The organism is Streptomyces sp. LX-29 (genome assembly GCF_029541745.1).
GTDB lineage: Bacteria > Actinomycetota > Actinomycetes > Streptomycetales > Streptomycetaceae > Streptomyces.
Genome location: NZ_CP089746.1, coordinates 6,588,672 through 6,606,819 on the forward strand (window position 1 = coordinate 6,588,672; position 18,148 = coordinate 6,606,819).

The following is an 18,148-nucleotide window of genomic DNA, read 5'->3' on the forward strand; positions in this document are numbered from 1 at the left end:
CTGGAAATGCACAGGCATGTCGGGCGGGACCGTCGTAGACTGGACGATCCGGTAGAGGCCGGTCGCCCTCCGTACCTGGGAGGGCGGCCGGCCTTCGCGTCCCTTCGGGACCCGCCCCTCGGGCGCGTCCCCCTACGGAGGTGCATGGTGACCAGCAGCATCCCGGCAGTCGATCGGTACACGGCAGAGAGCTCCGCGCTCCAGGCCGTGCTGTTGGACATGGACGGCACCCTGGTCGACACCGAGGGGATCTGGTGGGACGCGGAGGTCGCGATCTTCGCCGAGCTCGGGCATGACCTGGCCGACGAGCACCGCGAGGTCGTCGTCGGTGGACCGATGACGCGCAGCGCCGCGTATCTGATCGAGGCCACCGGCGCCGACGTCACCCTCGCCGAGCTGACCCACCTGCTGAACACCCGCTTCACCGAGCTGATCGGCGGCACCGTGCCGCTGTTGCCCGGGGCCCGTCGGCTGCTCGGCGAGCTGGTCCGGCACGGCGTGCCGACCGCGCTGGTCTCGGCCTCGCACCGCCGCGTCATCGACCGCATCCTGGCCTCCCTCGGTCCTGAGCACTTCACCCTGACGGTGGCGGGGGACGAGATCCCGCGGACCAAGCCGCACCCGGACCCCTATCTGCTGGCCGCCGCCCGGTTGGGCGCGGACCCCGCGCGGTGCGTGGTCATCGAGGACACCGTGACCGGAGTGGCGGCCGCGGAGGCGGCCGGCTGCCCGGTGGTCGCGGTGCCGTCGGTGGTGGCCATCGAGCCGACCGTCGGGCGCACCGTGGTCAGCTCGCTCGAAGAAGTCGACCTTGCTTTTCTGAGTGGCTTGGTCACGGCAATGCACTGATCGTGTACTGAGCGTGCCATCGGGAATTCGCGGAGTCGAATAGGCCCCGTAATTCCCCGGTTCCGCCTAACCGCGCAAGGTGAGTGATCTTTATCACGGTGTCACCTATCGACACCCCTGCATGATTATGCTGCGCGCCCGTTCTGTGGGGGTTTGGGAAAACCCATGTGTCCGGGTTGGTAATCCCTCGTACGAAACGCTCCGGTGTCCGGATATCGGTCACCAGGCAGTCGTTATCGGGGCGTGATATCGCGCCAACTTCGTTGTGTTCCAGCATGGCTGGCACCGCCGACTAATGTCGTCGCGAGCACGTTGAACGACCCCGCAGGGAGACCCCCGACAATGAAGCGCAAGACGATGGTGCTGCCTGCCGTTGCGGGCCTGCTGGCCTCCGTGCTGACCGCTTGCGCCGGTTCCGACGACGGTGGCTCGGGCGGTGGGACCATCGTGGTGGGGACCACCGACCGCATCGAGGCGACCGCGGACGGCCCGGCTCCGCTGGACCCGGCACAGGCGTACGACGTCGGCTCCTGGGCCGTCATGCACAACGCCTTCCAGACGCTGATGCGGCTGCCCCGCTCCGGCACCGACCCGGTCCCGGACGCCGCCGAGCGCTGCGGCTTCGTCGACCGCCGCAGCGAGCAGTACCGCTGCACGCTGCGCGCCGGGCTGAAGTTCGCCAACGGCCACGAGCTGACCTCCGCCGACGTCAAGTTCTCCCTGGACCGGGTGCGGGCCATCCACCACGAGAACGGCCCGGTGGAGCTGCTCTCCTCCATCGACAAGGTGGAGGCGCCCAGTCCGCGTGAGGTGGTCATCCACCTGTCCACCCCGGACGCCACCTTCCCCTCGAAGCTCACCACCCCGGCCGCCGCCATCGTCGACAGCGAGACCTACGGGAAGAAGTCCCTCTACAAGGGCTTCGCCAGCGCCGGCTCCGGTCCCTACACCATGGAGGCCGAGGACAGCGGCGACCGGGTCACCAAGCTGGTGTTCGAGAAGAACCCGAACTACCAGGGCAAGCTGAACCCGCAGACCGACAAGATCGAGATGCGGTACTTCGACGACGCGGCCGAGATGGAGAAGGCGCTGGCGGACGGCGACATCGATGTCGTCAACCGCGAGTTCGCGCCGGAGCAGATCGAGAAGCTGGAGGCGGGCGAGGTCGACGGCGTCAGGGTCTTCGAATCGTCCGGCCAGGCCATCCGCTACCTCGTCTTCAACACCGAGGCCCCGGCCGTCAAGGAGAAGGCGGTCCGTCAGGCCATCGCGCACGTCGTGAACCGTCAGGCGCTGATGCGCGACGTCTACAAGCGCACCGGCGAGCCGCTCTACTCCCTCATCCCGACCGGCACGACCGCCCACATCAACTCCTTCCACAACGCCTACGGCGACCCGGACGTGGAGAAGGCCGCCCAGATCCTGCGCGCGGCGGGCATCCAGGGCAAGGTGAAGCTCCCGCTCACCTACAGCACCGAGAAGTACGGTCCGGAGACCGCCAAGGAGTTCACGGCGCTCAGCAAGCAGCTCAACGCCAGCGGGCTCTTCACGACCACTCTCAAGGACGTCAAGTGGTCCGACTTCCGCCCGGCCGCCGCCCGGGGTGAGTTCGTGGTCTACGGGATGGGCTGGTTCCCCGACTTCCCGGACCCGGACAACTACATCGCGCCGTTCATCGGCGACAACAACTTCCTCAAGTCGCCGTACCGCAACGCGACGATCGAGGACCGGCTGATCCCCAGCACCCGTCAGGTCGGCCAGCGCGCCATGGCCACCCGCGACTTCCAGCGCATCCAGGACATCATCGCCGACGATGTGCCGGTGCTGCCGCTGTGGCAGGCCAAGCAGTACGTGGCCGCCCGCGAGGACATCACCGGGACCGAATACGCGGTCGACTCCTCGGCCATGCTCCAGCTCTGGGAGCTCGGCCGGGGCACCAAGGACTGACCCGAGGACCACACATCCGACGGGGGCCCCAATGAACCGACATGACTGACATCGAACTGTGAGGAACGTACGCGTGAGAAAGCGTGATCCATGGCTGGCTGCCCCGCTTGGTGCGGGTCTGGCCGCGGCCCTGCTCACCGGTTGCGGAGCCGAGGGATCGGACTCCGCCGGGGGCGGCGACCGCGTCGTCATGGGAATGTCGGATGACGTTCAGGCGACCGACCCGGCGTCCGGTTACGACCCGGGCTCCTGGTTGCTGTTCAACAACGTCTTCCAGTCGCTGATGAGCTTCCCCAAGGGTGGCTCCTCGCCGCAGCCGGAGGCCGCCGAGAAGTGCGGCTTCGGCAGCAACGACAGCACCGTTTACACGTGCACGCTCAGAGACGGCCTGAAGTTCTCCAACGGCAACCCGCTGACCTCGAAGGACGTCAAGTTCTCCTTCGAGCGGACGCTGCGCATCAACGACGAGAACGGCCCGGCGGTGATGCTCGCGGGCATCAAGTCCATCGAGACCCCGGACGAGAAGACCGTCACCTTCAAGCTCCGCACCCCGGACGCCACCTTCCCGCAGAAGATCGCCTCCGGTGCCGGCTCCATCGTCGACCACACCGAGTACGCGGCCGACAAGCTGCGCACCGACAACAAGGCCGTCGGCTCCGGCCCCTACAAGCTGGACTCGTTCGACGAGGACGAGGCGACGTTCTCCGTCAACGGCGACTACCAGGGCCCGGCCGGGGAGGCGCAGAACTCCGGCGTCACGCTGAAGTTCTTCCACGGCAAGCAGGCCGAGCTCAAGTCCGCGGTGACCGACGGCGACGTGGACGTGGCCTACCGTGGTCTGGCGATGAAGGACCTCGCCGAGATCCAGAACGCCAGCGCCGGCAGCAGCAGCTCCGAGGTCAAGGTCGTCGAGGGCAACGGCGCCGAGGTCCAGCACCTGGTCTTCAACCTGAAGCACCCGGTGGCCGGCAAGCTCGGCGTGCGCCAGGCCATCGCCCACCTCGTCGACCGCGGCTCCCTGGTCCGCGACGCCTACAACCGGACCGTCGAGCCGCTGTACTCGATCGTCCCGGCCGGCATCACCGGCCACAACACCGCCTTCTACGACAAGTACGGCGACCAGCCGAACCGTGAGAAGGCGAAGGCGGCGCTGGACTCCGCGGGCATCAACGGCAAGGTCAAGCTGACCCTGTGGGGCACCCCCACCCGTTACGGCCCCGGCGCCCTGACCGGCCTGAAGCTGATAGCCAAGCAGCTCAACTCCAGCGGGCTCTTCGAGGTCGACGTGCGCAGCGCCGACCTGGAGGCCTACGCCAAGGGCATGGAGAAGGGCACCTACGGCGTCTACCTCGTCGGCTGGGTTCCCGACTACCCGGACCCGGACAACTTCGTGCTGCCCTTCTTCGGCAAGGAGAACGTGCTGAAGAACCACTTCTCGTCGGCGGCGATCGACCGGCTCATCCCGGCCACGGCGGCGCAGCCCAGCCGCACCGCCACGATCACCGACTTCGAGAAGATCCAGAACGTGGTCGCCGAGCAGGTGCCGATGCTGCCGCTGTGGCAGGGCAAGCAGTACGCCGTCGCCAGCTCCGAGGTCAACGGCCTCCAGTGGACCCTCGACGCCTCCACGGTCTTCCGTTTCTGGGAGGTCAAGAAGGGCAGCTGACGGACCGGCGAGGACGGCCGGTCCGGCGACGACCGACAGACCGGAAGGGCCGGCGGGGACCATGTCCCGCCGGCCCTTCCGGCTCGACCGCCTCGGTGGGCTACTGCGCGCCGGGGCGCACCAGTCCGCTCTCGTAGGCGTAGACGGCGGCCTGCACCCGGTCGCGCAGCCCCAGCTTGGTCAGCACATGCCCGACGTGCGTCTTCACCGTGGTCTCGCTGACGAAGAGATCCGCGGCGATCTCCGCGTTCGACAGCCCCCGGGCCACCAGCTTGAGCACCTCGACCTCGCGGTCGGTGAGGGTGTGCAGGGTGTCCGGCACCGGCTCCTCGCCGGACGGCAGATGGCCGGCGTACTTGTCCAGCAGCCGCCGGGTGATGCTGGGCGCCAGCATCGCCTCGCCGCCCGCCACCACCCGGATGGCCTGCACCAGCTCATGGGCCGGCGCGTCCTTCAGCAGGAAGCCGCTGGCCCCCGCGCGCAGCGCCTCCACCACGTACTCGTCCAGGTCGAAGGTGGTCAGCACCAGCACCTTGGCCGGGCCGTCGCGCCCCGGGCCGGTGATCTGCCGGGTGGCCTCCACGCCGTCCATCCGCGGCATCCGGATGTCCATCAGCACCACGTCCGGCTGCAGCGCCCGCACCTGGTCCAGGGCCTGCAGCCCGTCCCCGGCCTCGCCGACCACCGCGAGGTCGTGCTCGGCCTCCAGGATCATCCGGAAGCCGGTGCGCAGCAACGGCTGGTCGTCGACAAGCAGGACACGGATCGCCACGGGATCTCTCCTTCGCTAGACCTGCCTCATTCTGCCCGACCCGCCTTCCGGCACCGCCTGCGGCCGACGTCCGTCGGCCTCCCGTCCCGAGCCGAGGCCCGGACCACGGCGGCTGGGGCGGCGCTCAGTCCCGGGCGCGAGCCGGGGCCGGGATGATCGGGAGCGGATACGGCGGGGGAGTGCCGCCGAATTCCGGACAGTGCGCCTGGTGGTCGCACCAGCCGCAGAGCCGGGTCGGCCGCGGACGCCAGTCACCGGTCGTCGTCGCCAGCCGGATCGCCTCCCACAGGGCCAGCAGCTTGCGCTCCACGCCACGCAGATCCGCCTCCCGCGGGTCGTACGTGAGCACGTCACCGCTGCCCAGGTAGACCAGCTGGAGCCGGCGCGGGACCGTGCCGCGCAGCCGCCACAGCACCAGCGCGTAGAACTTCATCTGGAACAGCGCGTCCGAGGCGTACTGCGGCGCGGGAGCCTTGCCCGTCTTGTAGTCGACGATCCGGACCTCGCCCGTCGGGGCGACGTCGACCCGGTCGATGATGCCGCGCAGCCTCAGACCGGACTCCAGCTCGGTCTCGACGAAGAGCTCGCGCTCGGCCGGCTCCAGCCGCGTCGGGTCCTCCAGCGTGAACCACCGCTCGACCAGCCGCTCCGCGTCGGCCAGCCAGCCGGCCAGCCGCTCCGCGTCCTGGCCGCCGGTCTCGTCCGCGAACAGCTCGGCGAGCTCCGGCTTGGCCGCCAGCAGCCGCTCCCACTCGCCGGGGACCAGCGCGCGGGCGCGCGGGGCGGTGCGCTCCGCCGCCGGCGCGTCGAACAGCCGCTCCAGCACCGCATGGACCACCGTCCCCCGGGTGGCGGCCGCGCTCGGCTGCTCCGGAAGCCGGTCGATCACACGGAAGCGGTACAGCAGCGGGCACCGCATGAAGTCCGCGGCCCGCGAGGGCGAGAGCGACGAGGGCGCCTCGGGCCGCTCGGCGGCGGCGCTGGCTGCTGATTCCTGCCCGGCGGCGGGCACGGACGGCGACGCGGAGGGCTCTTCCGCGCTCCCGGTGACGGTTCCCATGCACAAGACCCTACGGCGCCCCACCGACAGTCAGGCGCATACCATCGACGGCAGAGGCGCTCGCACTGCATGATCGTGGGACCGTACCAAAAGGGTGCGAGGGACGTATGGGACGAGGGGACACCGTGGACAACAGCGGGCAGGGGCAGTCCGGCAGCGGGGGCGCCGACCGCACGACCGGGCCCGATGGCGAGCGGCCACAGCGCCCCCGCGAGGCGGGCGGCGGCTTCCTGATGGGTCGCCCGTTCGGCGTCCCGGTCTACGTCGCGCCCAGCTGGTTCCTCGTCGCCGCCCTGATCACCTGGGTCTTCGGCGCCCAGCTGGACCGGGTGCTGCCCGAGCTCGGCGGCGCCCGCTACCTCGTCTCGCTGTTCTTCGCGGTCGCCTTCTACGCCTCCGTGCTGGTCCACGAGCTGGCCCACACCGTCGCCGCGCTGCGCTTCAAGCTGCCGGTGCGCCGCATCCAGCTCCAGTTCTTCGGCGGTGTCTCGGAGATCGAGAAGGAGTCCGAGACGCCCGGCCGGGAGTTCGTGCTCGCCTTCGTCGGCCCGCTGCTCTCCCTGGTCCTCGCCGGGGTCTTCTACGCCGGCATGCAGCTGGTCGAGCCCGACACGGTCCCCGGGGTGCTGCTCGCCGGGCTCATGATCTCCAACCTGATCGTGGCCGCCTTCAACCTGCTGCCCGGGCTGCCGCTGGACGGCGGCCGCATGCTGCGCGCCGTCGTCTGGAAGATCAGCGGCCGGCCGATGACCGGCACCGTCGCCGCCGCGTGGACGGGCCGCGCGCTGGCGGTGGCGGTCCTGGTGGGCCTGCCGCTGCTCAGCCAGGCGGGCGGTCTCGACGAGGAGTCCTCCGGCTTCGGCAGCTTCGACTCGCTCACCGACGCGCTGCTGGCCGCCATCCTCGCCGCGATCATCTGGACCGGCGCCGGCAACAGCCTCCGGATGGCCCGCCTCCGGGAGCGCCTCCCGGACCTGAGGGCCCGCACCCTGACCCGCCGCGCGGTCCCCGTCGCCGCCGACACCCCGCTCTCCGAGGCGCTGCGCCGGGCCAACGAGGCCGGGGCGCGCGCCCTGGTGGTGGTGGACGGACACGGCGTGCCCACCGCCGTGGTGCGCGAGGCCGCCATCGTCGGCATCCCGGAGCACCGCCGCCCCTGGGTCGCGGTCAGCGGCCTCGCCCAGGACCTCAAGGAGGGCATGAAGGTCTCCGCGGAGCTGACCGGCGAGGAGCTCCTGGACACCCTGCGCGCGACCCCCGCCACCGAGTACCTGGTCGTGGAGGAGACCGGCGAGATCTTCGGTGTGCTCTCCACGGCGGACGTGGAGCGGGCCTTCGTCGCGGCGATGGCAAGGCCCCAGCCCGGCACGTGAGCCGCGGGCGCGGCCGGCCGCGTCGGTGGATGGCTGGGTAGCTGCGTGGGTGGCTGCGTGGGCGGGGGGCTGCGTGGGTGGGTGGCTGGGTGGGTGGCTGGCCGGGTGGGTGGGTGGCTGCGTGGGTGGGTCGGGGTCGGTCCGGGGTGCCTTCGGGGCAGCATGATTTACGGGCCTTACCCGTATCGCCGTAGAGCTCCCTCTTCGCCCGCAAATCACGCGTAAGCGCCCCGAAGAACCCCTCCCCGCCCCCTTCCGCCGTCAGCGTCCCCGCCCCCGCCGCGAACCTCCTGGTCCGGCCCCGTGGGGCCCGCCTCACGGCCCCGCGCGTCCTCCGGCCCTGTACGGGCTGGCGAGTGAGCCGAAGGGCGCCGGAACGAGGGGTCGAGTACGGCGGCCCCCTGCCTCACGGCTGCGGACGTACTTCGGCCCCGTACGCACCGGCGAGTGAGCCGAAGGGCGCGCGGCTGCCGAAAGGGAGAGCGCGCGGAGGCCGCGAGGAACGAGCGGTCGAGCACGGTCGACTGTCGGCAGTCGCTTACAGCGCCCGGAGGCGAACCGAGCCTCAAAAAAGAGCGTGAACCGAGCCCCCGCAAAAAGCAGCTAGGCTGTTCACATGTCCGAACCGACCGGTGCCGCCCGCCGTCGCGGGCCCTTTCAGGTCGGGGACCAGGTCCAGCTCACCGACCCCAAGGGACGCCACTACACCTTCACGCTCGAGGCCGGGAAGAATTTCCACACCCACAAGGGTTCCTTCCCCCATGACGAGCTGATCGGTGCTCCCGAGGGCACCGTCGTGCGTACCACGGGAAACGTCGCGTACCTCGCGCTGCGCCCCCTGCTCCCCGACTACGTCCTGTCCATGCCGCGCGGCGCAGCCGTGGTCTACCCCAAGGACGCGGGGCAGATCCTGGCGATGGCCGACATCTTCCCCGGCGCGCGTGTCGTCGAGGCGGGCGTCGGCTCCGGCTCGCTCAGCACCTTCCTGCTGCGCGCCATCGGCGACCAGGGCATGCTGCACTCCTATGAGCGCCGCGCCGACTTCGCCGAGATCGCCAAGGCCAATGTGGAGCGTTACTTCGGCTCTCCGCACCCGGCCTGGCAGCTCACCGTGGGTGACCTTCAGGACAACCTGTCGGACACCGAGGTCGACCGGGTGATCCTGGACATGCTGGCGCCCTGGGAGTGCCTGGAGGTCGTCTCCAAGGCGCTGGTGCCCGGCGGCATCCTGTGCGCCTATGTGGCCACCACGACCCAGATGGCCCGCACCGTCGAGGCGATCCGGGAGCACGGCACCTTCAACGAGCCGAGCGCCTGGGAGACCATGGTGCGCACCTGGCACGTGGAGGGCCTGGCGGTCCGCCCCGACCACCGCATGATCGGCCACACGGGCTTCCTGCTCACCGCCCGCCGGCTCGCGGACGGCGTGGAGCCGCCGCTGCGCCGCCGTCGCCCGGCCAAGGGCGCCTACGGCGAGGACTACGCCGGATGGGGCGCGGGCAAGGACGGCGCGTCCGAGGGGCGTGCCGGGTCCGCCGAGCGCGGCTGACCGACGCACCCGCTTCCAACACGACGACGCGGCCACCGACTTCCCCCGGGGGAGGCGGTGGCCGCGTCCTTTGGCGTGTCCGCGCGGGGTAGCCGAGGTGTCCGCGCGGGGCGGCCGGCGTCTCCGCGTAGGGCGGCCGAAAACCCGTACCCGGTGGTTCCCGCCCGATGTGACATGTGGCACGATGCTGGGCGCCCCCCGACGCCACAGCTCTCACAGGAGTCACCTCGCGTGCAGCCTCTGGCAGGCGCTGATTCGCTCCCGGACCGTCCGGACCTCGCGCACCGCCACTCCCGGCCGGTGCACTGGCTCGCGACCGCGGCCGCCCTGGGCGCCGTGATCGCCGGTGTCGCGGCCCTCCAGCCCTCCGACGCCACCGCGTCCCCCGGTGTGGTCCGTACGGCCTCTCGGCCGGTCCCGGCTCCCGACGCCCGCGCGGCCGCCTATCCGGTGGACTGCGGCCCCGCGCGGCTGGACGTCGTCGACCACGCCTCGGCCGATCTGGACGGCGACGGGCGGCCGGAGACGGTGGCGCTGGTGCGCTGCCACTCCGAGATGGGCACCCCGCCGAGCGGCATCTATGTGCTGGCGCCCGCCGCGGGCGGCGGCAAGGCCGCCAAGCCGCGGGTCGTGGCCACCTTCCTCGATCCCAAGGAGCGGATGAGCGCCGACGACTTCGCGCTCCGGGGCGCCACGGTCTCCGCGACGCTGCGCGGCTACTCCTCGGACCAGGTGCCGCGGTGCTGTCCGGATCTGGAGCGTGGGGTCAACTGGCGCTGGCAGGACGGGCAGTTCGTCCTCAAGCCGCTGCGGGTCGCGGGGAGCGCCTGATCGGTCACCCCCCGTACCCGCTCGGCAACCCTTCGTAACGCGTTCGCTAGTCCACGTCGGGCCCGTAGACCTCGACCTTGTCCGAAACCCGACGCACGTGGATGCAGTCGCCCGGGCACTCCTTGGCGGAGTCGACCACCTCGGTCAGCAGCGGCAGCGGCACCGGCGTCGTGGCACCCTTCTCTTGAAGGAGCTCGTCTTCGGCGCTCTTGACATAGGCGAGTCCGTCGATGTCCAGCTCAAAGACCTCGGGTGCGTACTGCGCGCAGATCCCGTCGCCGGTGCACAGGTCCTGGTCGATCCAGACCTCCAGGGCAGCGCCGTCCCCGAGATCTTCCCCTTGCGCGGTCATGTCGCCTGCCGTTCCCTGCGGACGTGATGTGGACGTGTTTCAACATTGACTAAATGGAGCCAGCCCTGACGGGTGTTGACCGTCCCGACGATACAACCGGTCGCTTTCCGATGTTGTTGGGTGGGTATCCACCTGGCGGGAGGACGTGCGCAAGGGTGAAGATCGGACACACTGCGACCGGGTTTGTGATCTAGGGGTTTCAACCCGCACCGGCCCAGGTAGGGTCTGGAAGCGTCCAGCTCCCAATGGAGGAGGTGAGGACCGTGGCAGCCCACGACGACGACATCAACCGCGGCATCCGGCCGGGGCGGGGGTCTGACGACCCAGCCGGCCAGGTTGCCTACCTAGAGCAGGAAATCGCCGTCCTGCGACGCAAGCTCGCCGACTCTCCGCGTCACACGAGGATTCTCGAAGAGCGGATCGTCGAGCTGCAGACCAACCTGGCGGGCGTGTCCGCACAGAACGAGCGGCTCGCCAACACCCTCCGTGAGGCCCGGGACCAGATCGTGGCCCTCAAGGAGGAGGTCGACCGGCTCGCGCAGCCGCCGGCCGGCTTCGGGGTGTTTCTGCAGGCCAACGAGGACGGCACGGCGGACATCTTCACCGGAGGCCGGAAGCTCCGGGTCAACGTCAGTCCCAGCGTCGAGCTCGACGAGCTCCGGCGTGGCCAGGAGGTCATGCTCAACGAGGCGCTCAACGTGGTCCAGGCCATGGCCTTCGAGCGCGCCGGGGACATCGTCACCCTCAAGGAGATCCTGGAGGACGGCGAGCGGGCCCTGGTGATCGGGCACACCGACGAGGAGCGCGTGGTGCGGCTCGCCGAGCCGCTGCTGGACATCACCGTCCGCCCTGGTGACGCCCTGCTGCTGGAACCCCGCTCCGGTTACGTCTACGAGGTCGTGCCGAAGAGCGAGGTCGAGGAGCTCGTCCTCGAAGAGGTCCCGGACATCGACTACACGAAGATCGGCGGCCTGGGGAACCAGATCGAGCTGATCCGGGACGCGGTCGAGCTTCCGTACCTCTACCCCGACCTCTTCAAGGAGCACGAACTGCGGCCGCCCAAGGGCGTGCTGCTGTACGGTCCGCCCGGCTGCGGCAAGACGCTCATCGCCAAGGCCGTCGCCAACTCCCTTGCCAAGAAGGTCGCCGAGGTGACCGGGAAGCCCGCGGGGAAGAGCTTCTTCCTCAACATCAAGGGCCCCGAGCTGCTCAACAAGTACGTCGGCGAGACCGAGCGGCACATCCGACTGGTCTTCCAGCGGGCCCGGGAGAAGGCCAGCGAGGGCACCCCGGTCATCGTCTTCTTCGACGAGATGGACTCCCTCTTCCGCACCCGTGGCTCCGGCGTCAGCTCGGACGTGGAGAACACCATCGTCCCGCAGCTGCTCTCCGAGATCGACGGCGTGGAGGGCCTGGAGAACGTCATCGTGATCGGCGCCTCCAACCGCGAGGACATGATCGACCCGGCGATCCTGCGCCCCGGCCGCCTCGACGTGAAGATCAAGATCGAGCGCCCGGACGCCGAGGCCGCCAAGGACATCTTCTCCAAGTACCTGACCGAGACCCTCCCGATCCACTCCGACGACCTCGCCGAGCACGGCGGCTCGTCCAGGGCGGCGGTCGCGGGCATGATCCAGTCGGTCGTGGAGCAGATGTACGCGGAGTCGGAGGAGAACCGCTTCCTCGAGGTGACGTACGCCAACGGCGACAAGGAAGTCCTCTACTTCAAGGACTTCAACTCCGGAGCGATGATCCAGAACATCGTCGACCGGGCCAAGAAGATGGCGATCAAGGCGTTCCTCGACCACAACCAGAAGGGTCTGCGCGTCTCCCACCTGCTCGCCGCCTGTGTGGACGAGTTCAAGGAGAACGAGGACCTGCCCAACACCACCAACCCGGACGACTGGGCGCGCATCTCCGGAAAGAAGGGCGAGCGGATCGTCTTCATCCGCACCCTGGTCACCGGAAAGCAGGGCGCGGACACCGGGCGCTCCATCGACACGGTGGCCAACACCGGTCAGTACCTGTAACACCGTGGTCCGGCTGCGGATGTCCTGGACGGGGCATCCGCAGCCGGATGCGCTTTTGTCAGCACAAACCAGCCGACCGGAGCAAATGACTGAAATGATCTCCCCAGGGTCGCGACGCCGTTCTAGGCTCTTCGGTACCGCCGCGACGCGCTGCGGGGGATCACGGACCGCACTCGGACCGGATGCGCAGCGGGACTTGAGCGCTGGCCCCAGCCGGGGTCGCCGCCGGGCAAGGAGGGCCGCATGACCGTACGGCGCGTAATGGGCATCGAGACGGAGTACGGGATCTCCGTCCCCGGCCACCCGAATGCCAATGCCATGCTCACCTCATCCCAGGTCGTCAACGCGTACGCGGCGGCGATGCACCGGGCGCGCCGCGCCCGCTGGGACTTCGAGGAGGAGAACCCCCTGCGGGACGCCCGCGGCTTCGACCTCGCGCGCGAGTCCGCGGACGCCAGCCAGCTCACCGACGAGGACATCGGCCTGGCCAACGTCATCCTCACCAATGGCGCGCGGCTCTACGTGGACCACGCGCACCCCGAGTACAGCGCCCCCGAGGTGACCAATCCGCGAGACGCCGTGCTGTGGGACAAGGCCGGCGAGCGCATCATGGCCGAGGCGGCCCAGCGCGCCTCCCAGCTCCCGGGCGCCCAGCCCATCCACCTGTACAAGAACAACACCGACAACAAGGGCGCCTCCTACGGCACGCACGAGAACTACCTGATGAAGCGGGAGACGCCGTTCTCCGACATCGTGCGCCATCTGACGCCCTTCTTCGTCTCGCGACAGGTGGTGACCGGGGCGGGACGCGTCGGAATCGGCCAGGACGGCCACGAGCACGGCTTCCAGATCAGTCAGCGCGCGGACTACTTCGAGGTCGAGGTGGGTCTGGAGACCACCCTCAAGCGCCCGATCATCAACACCCGCGACGAGCCGCACGCGGACGCCGAGAAGTACCGCAGACTTCACGTCATCATCGGTGACGCCAACCTCTCCGAGATCTCGACCTACCTCAAGCTGGGCACCACCGCGCTGGTGCTGTCGATGATCGAGGACGGCTTCATCGCCGCCGACCTGGCCGTGGACCAGCCCGTGCGCACCCTGCACCAGATCTCCCACGACCCGTCGCTGCGGCATCTGGTCTCGCTGCGCAGCGGTCGCACGCTCACCGCGGTCCAACTGCAGATGGAGTACTTCGAGCTGGCCCGCAAGTACGTCGAGGACCGCTTCGGCGCGGACGCCGACGAGCAGACCCGCGATGTGCTGGCCCGCTGGGAGGACGTGCTGAACCGGCTGGAGAACGATCCGATGAGCCTGGCCGGCGAGCTGGACTGGATCGCCAAGCGCGAGGTGCTCGAGGGCTACCGGCGCCGCGACGGGCTGGACTGGGACGCCGCGCGGCTCCACCTGGTGGACCTCCAGTACGCCGATGTGCGCTCCGAGAAGGGCCTGTACAACCGTCTGGTTGCGCGCGGCAGGATGAAGCGGCTGCTGGACGAGGGGGACGTGGAGCGGGCCCGGAGTAAGCCGCCGGAGGACACCCGGGCGTACTTCCGGGGCCGCTGCCTGGAGCAGTACGCCGACGACGTGGCGGCGGCCTCCTGGGACTCGGTGATCTTCGATCTGCCCGGCCGTGACTCTCTGCAACGAGTCCCCACCCTGGAGCCACTGCGCGGGACGCGCAACCACGTCAAGGAGCTCCTGGACCGCTGCCGCACCGCGGAGGACCTGGTGCGGGTCCTCTCGGGCGGCTGAGCGGGTCTGAGAAGGTTCCGATCCGGGAATCATGGAGGTGGTTCTCGGACGTTGAGACAAGTGCGGGGCCGATGTCGGGCCCGGCTTGTAGGGTCTGATCTTGTACGTCGAACCGAGCGGGGTGAGGTAGATGGCGACCAAGGACACCGGCGGCGGACAGCAGAAGGCGACGCGCTCCACCGAGGAGGTGGAGGAGCAGTCGCAGGACGCACAGGCGGCGGCTGATCTCAAGGAGCGGCAGGAGAAGCTGTCGGACGACGTGGACTCCGTGCTGGACGAGATCGACGACGTCCTGGAGGAGAACGCCGAGGACTTCGTGCGCTCCTTCGTGCAAAAGGGCGGCGAGTAGGACGATCCGGGCATCCGTCCCGCGCCCGGCCCCCTCGGGTCCGGCGCGGGACGGATGACACCGGCGCCCACGGGTAAGGTCCGTGCAGTGTTACAAGATCAGCCCGACGCCACGCGGCGGGCGGCCACCTACCTGGAAGGATTGGTGTGGAAGCCAACACCCGTAGCACAGGGCGTCTGCCAGCGGCCTTCCTGACGCCCGGCTCGTCCTCGTTCATGGACTTCCTCGGCTCGCACGCGCCGGAGCTGCTGCCGGGCAACCGGCCGCTGCCGCCGGTGCAGGGCGTCATCGAGGCCCCGCACGGGACCACGATCGTCGCCGCGAGCTTCCCCGGCGGTGTGGTGCTCGCCGGTGACCGGCGCGCCACGATGGGCAACGTCATCGCGCAGCGCGACATCGAGAAGGTCTTCCCCGCGGACGAGTACTCGGCCGTCGGCATCGCCGGCACCGCGGGCCTCGCCGTGGAGATGGTCAAGCTCTTCCAGTTGGAGCTGGAGCACTTCGAGAAGGTGGAGGGCGTCCAGCTCTCCCTGGAGGGCAAGGCGAACCGGCTCTCCACGATGATCCGCGGCAACCTCGGCATGGCCATGCAGGGGCTCGCCGTGGTGCCGCTCTTCGCGGGCTGGGACGTCGACCGGGAGAAGGGGCGGATCTTCTCGTACGACGTCACCGGCGGCCGCTCCGAGGAACACGGCTACGCGGCCACCGGCTCCGGCTCGATCTTCGCGCGCGGCGCCCTGAAGAAGCTCTACCGCGAAGACCTGACGGAGAATCAGGCGGCCACCGCCGTCGTGCAGGCGCTCTACGACGCCGCCGACGACGACTCGGCGACCGGCGGGCCGGACCTGGCCCGACGGATCTACCCGATCGTCACGGTGATCAGCGAAGAGGGCTTCAAGCGGCTCACCGAGGCCGAGGTGTCCGAGATCGCCCGCGCCGTCCACGAGCAGCGGCTCGAACAGCCGGACGGCCCGCGCGCGGCGCTCCTCTGAGAGACGGGGGCCCGGGAATGTACGCGCCTTCGACACCTTCGACCGTGACAGAAAGGGACGGATAGCCGGTGACGACGCCGTTCTATGTATCACCTCAGCAGGCCATGGCCGACCGCGCCGAGTACGCCCGCAAGGGCATCGCGCGCGGCCGCAGCGTGGTCGTGCTGCAGTACGCCGACGGCATCGTGTTCGTCGCGGAGAACCCGTCCCGCGCACTGCACAAGGTCAGCGAGATCTACGACCGCATCGCCTTCGCCGCAGTCGGCAAGTACAACGAGTTCGAGAACCTGCGCATCGGCGGAGTCCGCTACGCCGACCTGCGCGGATACACCTACGACCGCGATGACGTGACGGCCCGTGGCCTGGCCAACGTCTACGCGCAGACGCTGGGCACCATCTTCTCCAGCGCCGCCGAGAAGCCGTACGAGGTGGAGCTGATCGTCGCCGAGGTCGGGGACGGCCCCGAGGACGACCAGATCTACCGGCTGCCGCACGACGGCTCCATCGTCGACGAGCACGGTTCGGTCGCGGTCGGTGGCAACGCCGACCAGATCAGCAACTACCTCGGCCAGCGCCACCGGGAGGGCATGACCCTCGCCGAGGCGCTCAAGCTGGCCGTGGAGTCCCTGACCCGCGACGCCAACGGCAGCGAGCGCAGCCTCACCGCCGAGCAGCTGGAGGTGGCGGTCCTGGACCGTACCCGCCCCCAGCAGCGCAAGTTCAAGCGCATCCTCGGCCGCCAGCTCTCCCGCCTCATCGAGCCGGAGACCGCCTCCGAGGCCGCCGAGGAGCAGGCGGACACCGCTGAGGACGCCGCGGACGCCGAGGAGTAGGTCGCACGACCACACCACCCCTCCCACACACCTCACCGCCCCGGCGGGCCCCGGCCCACGGGGCGGTGAGGTGTGTCGGGGGCGGTCTGCCGAGCACGGTGCCGTGAGCCGGGCCGGGAGCCGGCGGTCTTGAGCCCGTGCGCCCCCGGCCGCGTCGGGCGTGCCCATGTGCTGGCGGTGGGCGGCGGCGGGCGTCGTCATCGGCCGCGGGCTCGGCTGTGTGATCGAGGACGCCGCGCATCGGGACAGGCGCGCACCGACCCTCCGGTTGTGGAAGGGCCGGAGGGCCGGGCCGGCAGCGGGCAGAGCCTACCCGCGAGGCGCTCCGGTGGAGCCGCGGACGATCAGCTCCACGGGCAGTTCGGCGCCGTCGGCGGGGTGGCCTTCGAGGAGGGCCAGCAGGGCGGACATGCCGTGGGCGCCGACCTCGACGGCGGGGAGGCGGACGGTGGTGAGCTCGGGCTCCAGGGCCGAGGCGAGGGCCAGGTCGTCGAAGCCGGTGATCGAGATGTCGTCCGGGATCCGCAGTCCCAGCCGGTGCGCCGCCTTGCAGGCGCCCGCGGCGAGGATGTCGTCGTCGCAGACGAGCGCGGTGGGGCGGTGCTCCGGATCCCTCAGGGCGCGCTCGGCGGCCCGCCGCCCCTCGTCCACGCTCAGCGCGGCGGAAACGGTCCGTACGACCGTGTCCGGTGCGGCGTCGAAGGTCTCCGCCAGCGCCCGGGCGCGGACCCGGAACGTCCAGGAGTCCACGTCGGCCGCGAGGTGCGTGACGCGACGGTGGCCGAGGGCGAGCAGGTGCTGGGCCATCCGGCGCATGCCGCCCGCGATGTCCGGGTTGACGGTCGCGGCCGCCGCCGCGTCGGCCGGGTCGCTGTCCAGCATCACCAGCGGCAGTCCGCCGCCGCGCACGGCGGCCAGTGCGTCGGCCGCCATCGAGGAGGCGATCACGCCGTCGAGCGAGGCCCGTGCGGAGTCGAACGGGTCGCGGGCGGGGCCGATGCCCTCGGGGGACGGATAGAGCACCACGCCGAAGCCGTGCTCGGCCGCCACCCGCGCGGCGCCCGTGTAGACGCGGGCGTAGAACTCGGTGGTGAGCGCCGGGACGACCAGCAGCGCCGTCCTGGTGCGCCCCAGCCGCAGGCTGCGCGCGGCCAGGTTCGGCCGGTAGCCGAGCTGCCGCGCCGCCTCGCGCACCGCCTCGGCCCTGCGCTCCGAGACCCTGCCGCGCCACTTGTCGCCCAGGACCAGGGACACCGTCGCCTGCGAAACACCCGCGACGCGCGCCACGTCGCGGCTCGTGACCCGCGACCCCGCCCCGGCGCCAGCCCCCGTAGGGTTGCCGCCCGCTGCGTCGGCCGCCGTCGGGCGGGCGCCCGCTGGGCTGTTTTCCGCCGGGTCGGTTCCTGCCGGTCCGGCGCCGGCTCCCGCTGGATCGGCTCCCGTGGAGTCGGCGCCGGATACGTCGGCCCCCGTCGGGTTGGCGCCGGCTGTGTCGGCCGCCGTCGGGTTGGCACCCGCCGGGTCGGTTCCCCCTGACTGGCCGCGGGACGCTGCCGTATCAGCTCCCGTCGGGCTGGCGCCGGCTGTGTCGGCCCCCGTCGGGCGTGCGTCCGCTACGTCGGCTCGCGTCGGGCGGGCGTCCGCCGGGTCGCTTTCCGCCGGATCGGCTCCCGGCGGGTGGGCGCCGGCCGCGTCGGCCCCCACCGGGGTGGTGCCCGCTGCGTCGGCTTCGGTCGAATTGGTGCCCGCTGCGTCGGCCGCCGTCGGGCTGGCGCCCGTCGAGCCGTTCT

15 protein-coding genes and 1 pseudogene are annotated in these 18,148 nt (G+C 70.5%); 12 read left to right on the plus strand and 4 right to left on the minus strand.

Features of this window, described 5'->3' with window-relative positions:
* Nucleotides 1-147 precede the first annotated feature (147 nt).
* From LRS74_RS27775 to LRS74_RS27785, 3 genes are all read left to right on the plus strand, one after another.
* Nucleotides 148-849: an HAD family phosphatase gene (locus LRS74_RS27775; protein ID WP_277744973.1), complete on the plus strand. Its 702-nt coding sequence runs from the start codon at nt 148-150 to the stop codon at nt 847-849.
* Between the two features lie 342 nt (nt 850-1,191).
* Nucleotides 1,192-2,796 (plus strand): ABC transporter substrate-binding protein, encoded by a 1,605-nt coding sequence (locus LRS74_RS27780; protein ID WP_277743557.1) that lies wholly within the window; start codon nt 1,192-1,194, stop codon nt 2,794-2,796.
* Between the two features lie 73 nt (nt 2,797-2,869).
* Nucleotides 2,870-4,462 carry an ABC transporter substrate-binding protein gene (locus LRS74_RS27785; protein WP_277743558.1) on the plus strand — a complete coding sequence of 531 codons (1,593 nt, stop codon included), beginning with the start codon at nt 2,870-2,872 and terminating at the stop codon, nt 4,460-4,462.
* A gap of 100 nt (nt 4,463-4,562) precedes the next feature.
* On the opposite strand, the gene LRS74_RS27790 is transcribed toward LRS74_RS27785, so the two are convergent.
* Both LRS74_RS27790 and LRS74_RS27795 read right to left on the minus strand, forming a co-directional pair.
* Nucleotides 4,563-5,234: a response regulator transcription factor gene (locus tag LRS74_RS27790; protein WP_144384907.1), complete on the minus strand. Its 672-nt coding sequence runs from the start codon at nt 5,232-5,234 to the stop codon at nt 4,563-4,565.
* A 124-nt stretch (nt 5,235-5,358) separates the two neighbouring features.
* A complete protein-coding gene (locus LRS74_RS27795; RefSeq protein WP_277743559.1) occupies nt 5,359-6,294 on the minus strand; it encodes a PD-(D/E)XK nuclease family protein in 936 nt (311 codons plus the stop codon).
* Between the two features lie 107 nt (nt 6,295-6,401).
* Here LRS74_RS27795 and LRS74_RS27800 point away from each other — a divergent pair, with 107 nt between their 5' ends.
* The 3 genes from LRS74_RS27800 to LRS74_RS27810 all read left to right on the plus strand — a co-directional run bounded on the left by LRS74_RS27800 (nt 6,402) and on the right by LRS74_RS27810 (nt 10,047).
* Nucleotides 6,402-7,667: a site-2 protease family protein gene (locus tag LRS74_RS27800; protein ID WP_277743560.1), complete on the plus strand. Its 1,266-nt coding sequence runs from the start codon at nt 6,402-6,404 to the stop codon at nt 7,665-7,667.
* Between the two features lie 616 nt (nt 7,668-8,283).
* Nucleotides 8,284-9,216 (plus strand): tRNA (adenine-N1)-methyltransferase, encoded by a 933-nt coding sequence (locus LRS74_RS27805; protein WP_277743561.1) that lies wholly within the window; start codon nt 8,284-8,286, stop codon nt 9,214-9,216.
* Nucleotides 9,217-9,447: 231 nt separating this feature from the next.
* The gene (locus LRS74_RS27810; protein WP_277743562.1) at nt 9,448-10,047 is read left to right on the plus strand and encodes a hypothetical protein; all 600 of its coding nucleotides are present in this window, start codon (nt 9,448-9,450) and stop codon (nt 10,045-10,047) included.
* Between the two features lie 46 nt (nt 10,048-10,093).
* Here LRS74_RS27810 and LRS74_RS27815 read toward each other — a convergent pair whose 3' ends face one another.
* Nucleotides 10,094-10,399, minus strand: a complete 306-nt coding sequence (locus LRS74_RS27815) for a ferredoxin (protein WP_277743563.1) — start codon at nt 10,397-10,399, stop codon at nt 10,094-10,096.
* Between the two features lie 263 nt (nt 10,400-10,662).
* Here LRS74_RS27815 and arc point away from each other — a divergent pair, with 263 nt between their 5' ends.
* From arc to prcA, 6 genes and pseudogenes are all read left to right on the plus strand, one after another.
* A complete protein-coding gene (gene arc / locus LRS74_RS27820; protein ID WP_277743564.1) occupies nt 10,663-12,429 on the plus strand; it encodes a proteasome ATPase in 1,767 nt (588 codons plus the stop codon).
* A 243-nt stretch (nt 12,430-12,672) separates the two neighbouring features.
* Nucleotides 12,673-14,184 carry a depupylase/deamidase Dop gene (dop, locus tag LRS74_RS27825; RefSeq protein ID WP_347178165.1) on the plus strand — a complete coding sequence of 504 codons (1,512 nt, stop codon included), beginning with the start codon at nt 12,673-12,675 and terminating at the stop codon, nt 14,182-14,184.
* Between the two features lie 130 nt (nt 14,185-14,314).
* On the plus strand, nt 14,315-14,533 hold the full coding sequence (locus LRS74_RS27830; protein ID WP_144384900.1) for a ubiquitin-like protein Pup: 219 nt from the start codon (nt 14,315-14,317) through the stop codon (nt 14,531-14,533).
* A 96-nt stretch (nt 14,534-14,629) separates the two neighbouring features.
* Nucleotides 14,630-14,728, plus strand: a pseudogene (locus tag LRS74_RS27835) (recombination endonuclease VII); the annotation flags it as partial.
* Nucleotides 14,710-15,525: a proteasome subunit beta gene (gene prcB, locus LRS74_RS27840; protein ID WP_277744975.1), complete on the plus strand. Its 816-nt coding sequence runs from the start codon at nt 14,710-14,712 to the stop codon at nt 15,523-15,525. The pseudogene LRS74_RS27835 and the gene prcB, both read left to right, overlap by 19 nt.
* A gap of 68 nt (nt 15,526-15,593) precedes the next feature.
* Nucleotides 15,594-16,358 (plus strand): proteasome subunit alpha, encoded by a 765-nt coding sequence (prcA, locus tag LRS74_RS27845; protein WP_277743565.1) that lies wholly within the window; start codon nt 15,594-15,596, stop codon nt 16,356-16,358.
* Nucleotides 16,359-16,667: 309 nt separating this feature from the next.
* Here the strand turns inward: prcA and LRS74_RS27850 are convergent, their stop codons facing one another.
* Nucleotides 16,668-17,645: a LacI family DNA-binding transcriptional regulator gene (locus LRS74_RS27850; RefSeq protein ID WP_277743566.1), complete on the minus strand. Its 978-nt coding sequence runs from the start codon at nt 17,643-17,645 to the stop codon at nt 16,668-16,670.
* Between the last annotated feature and the right edge of the window lie 503 nt (nt 17,646-18,148).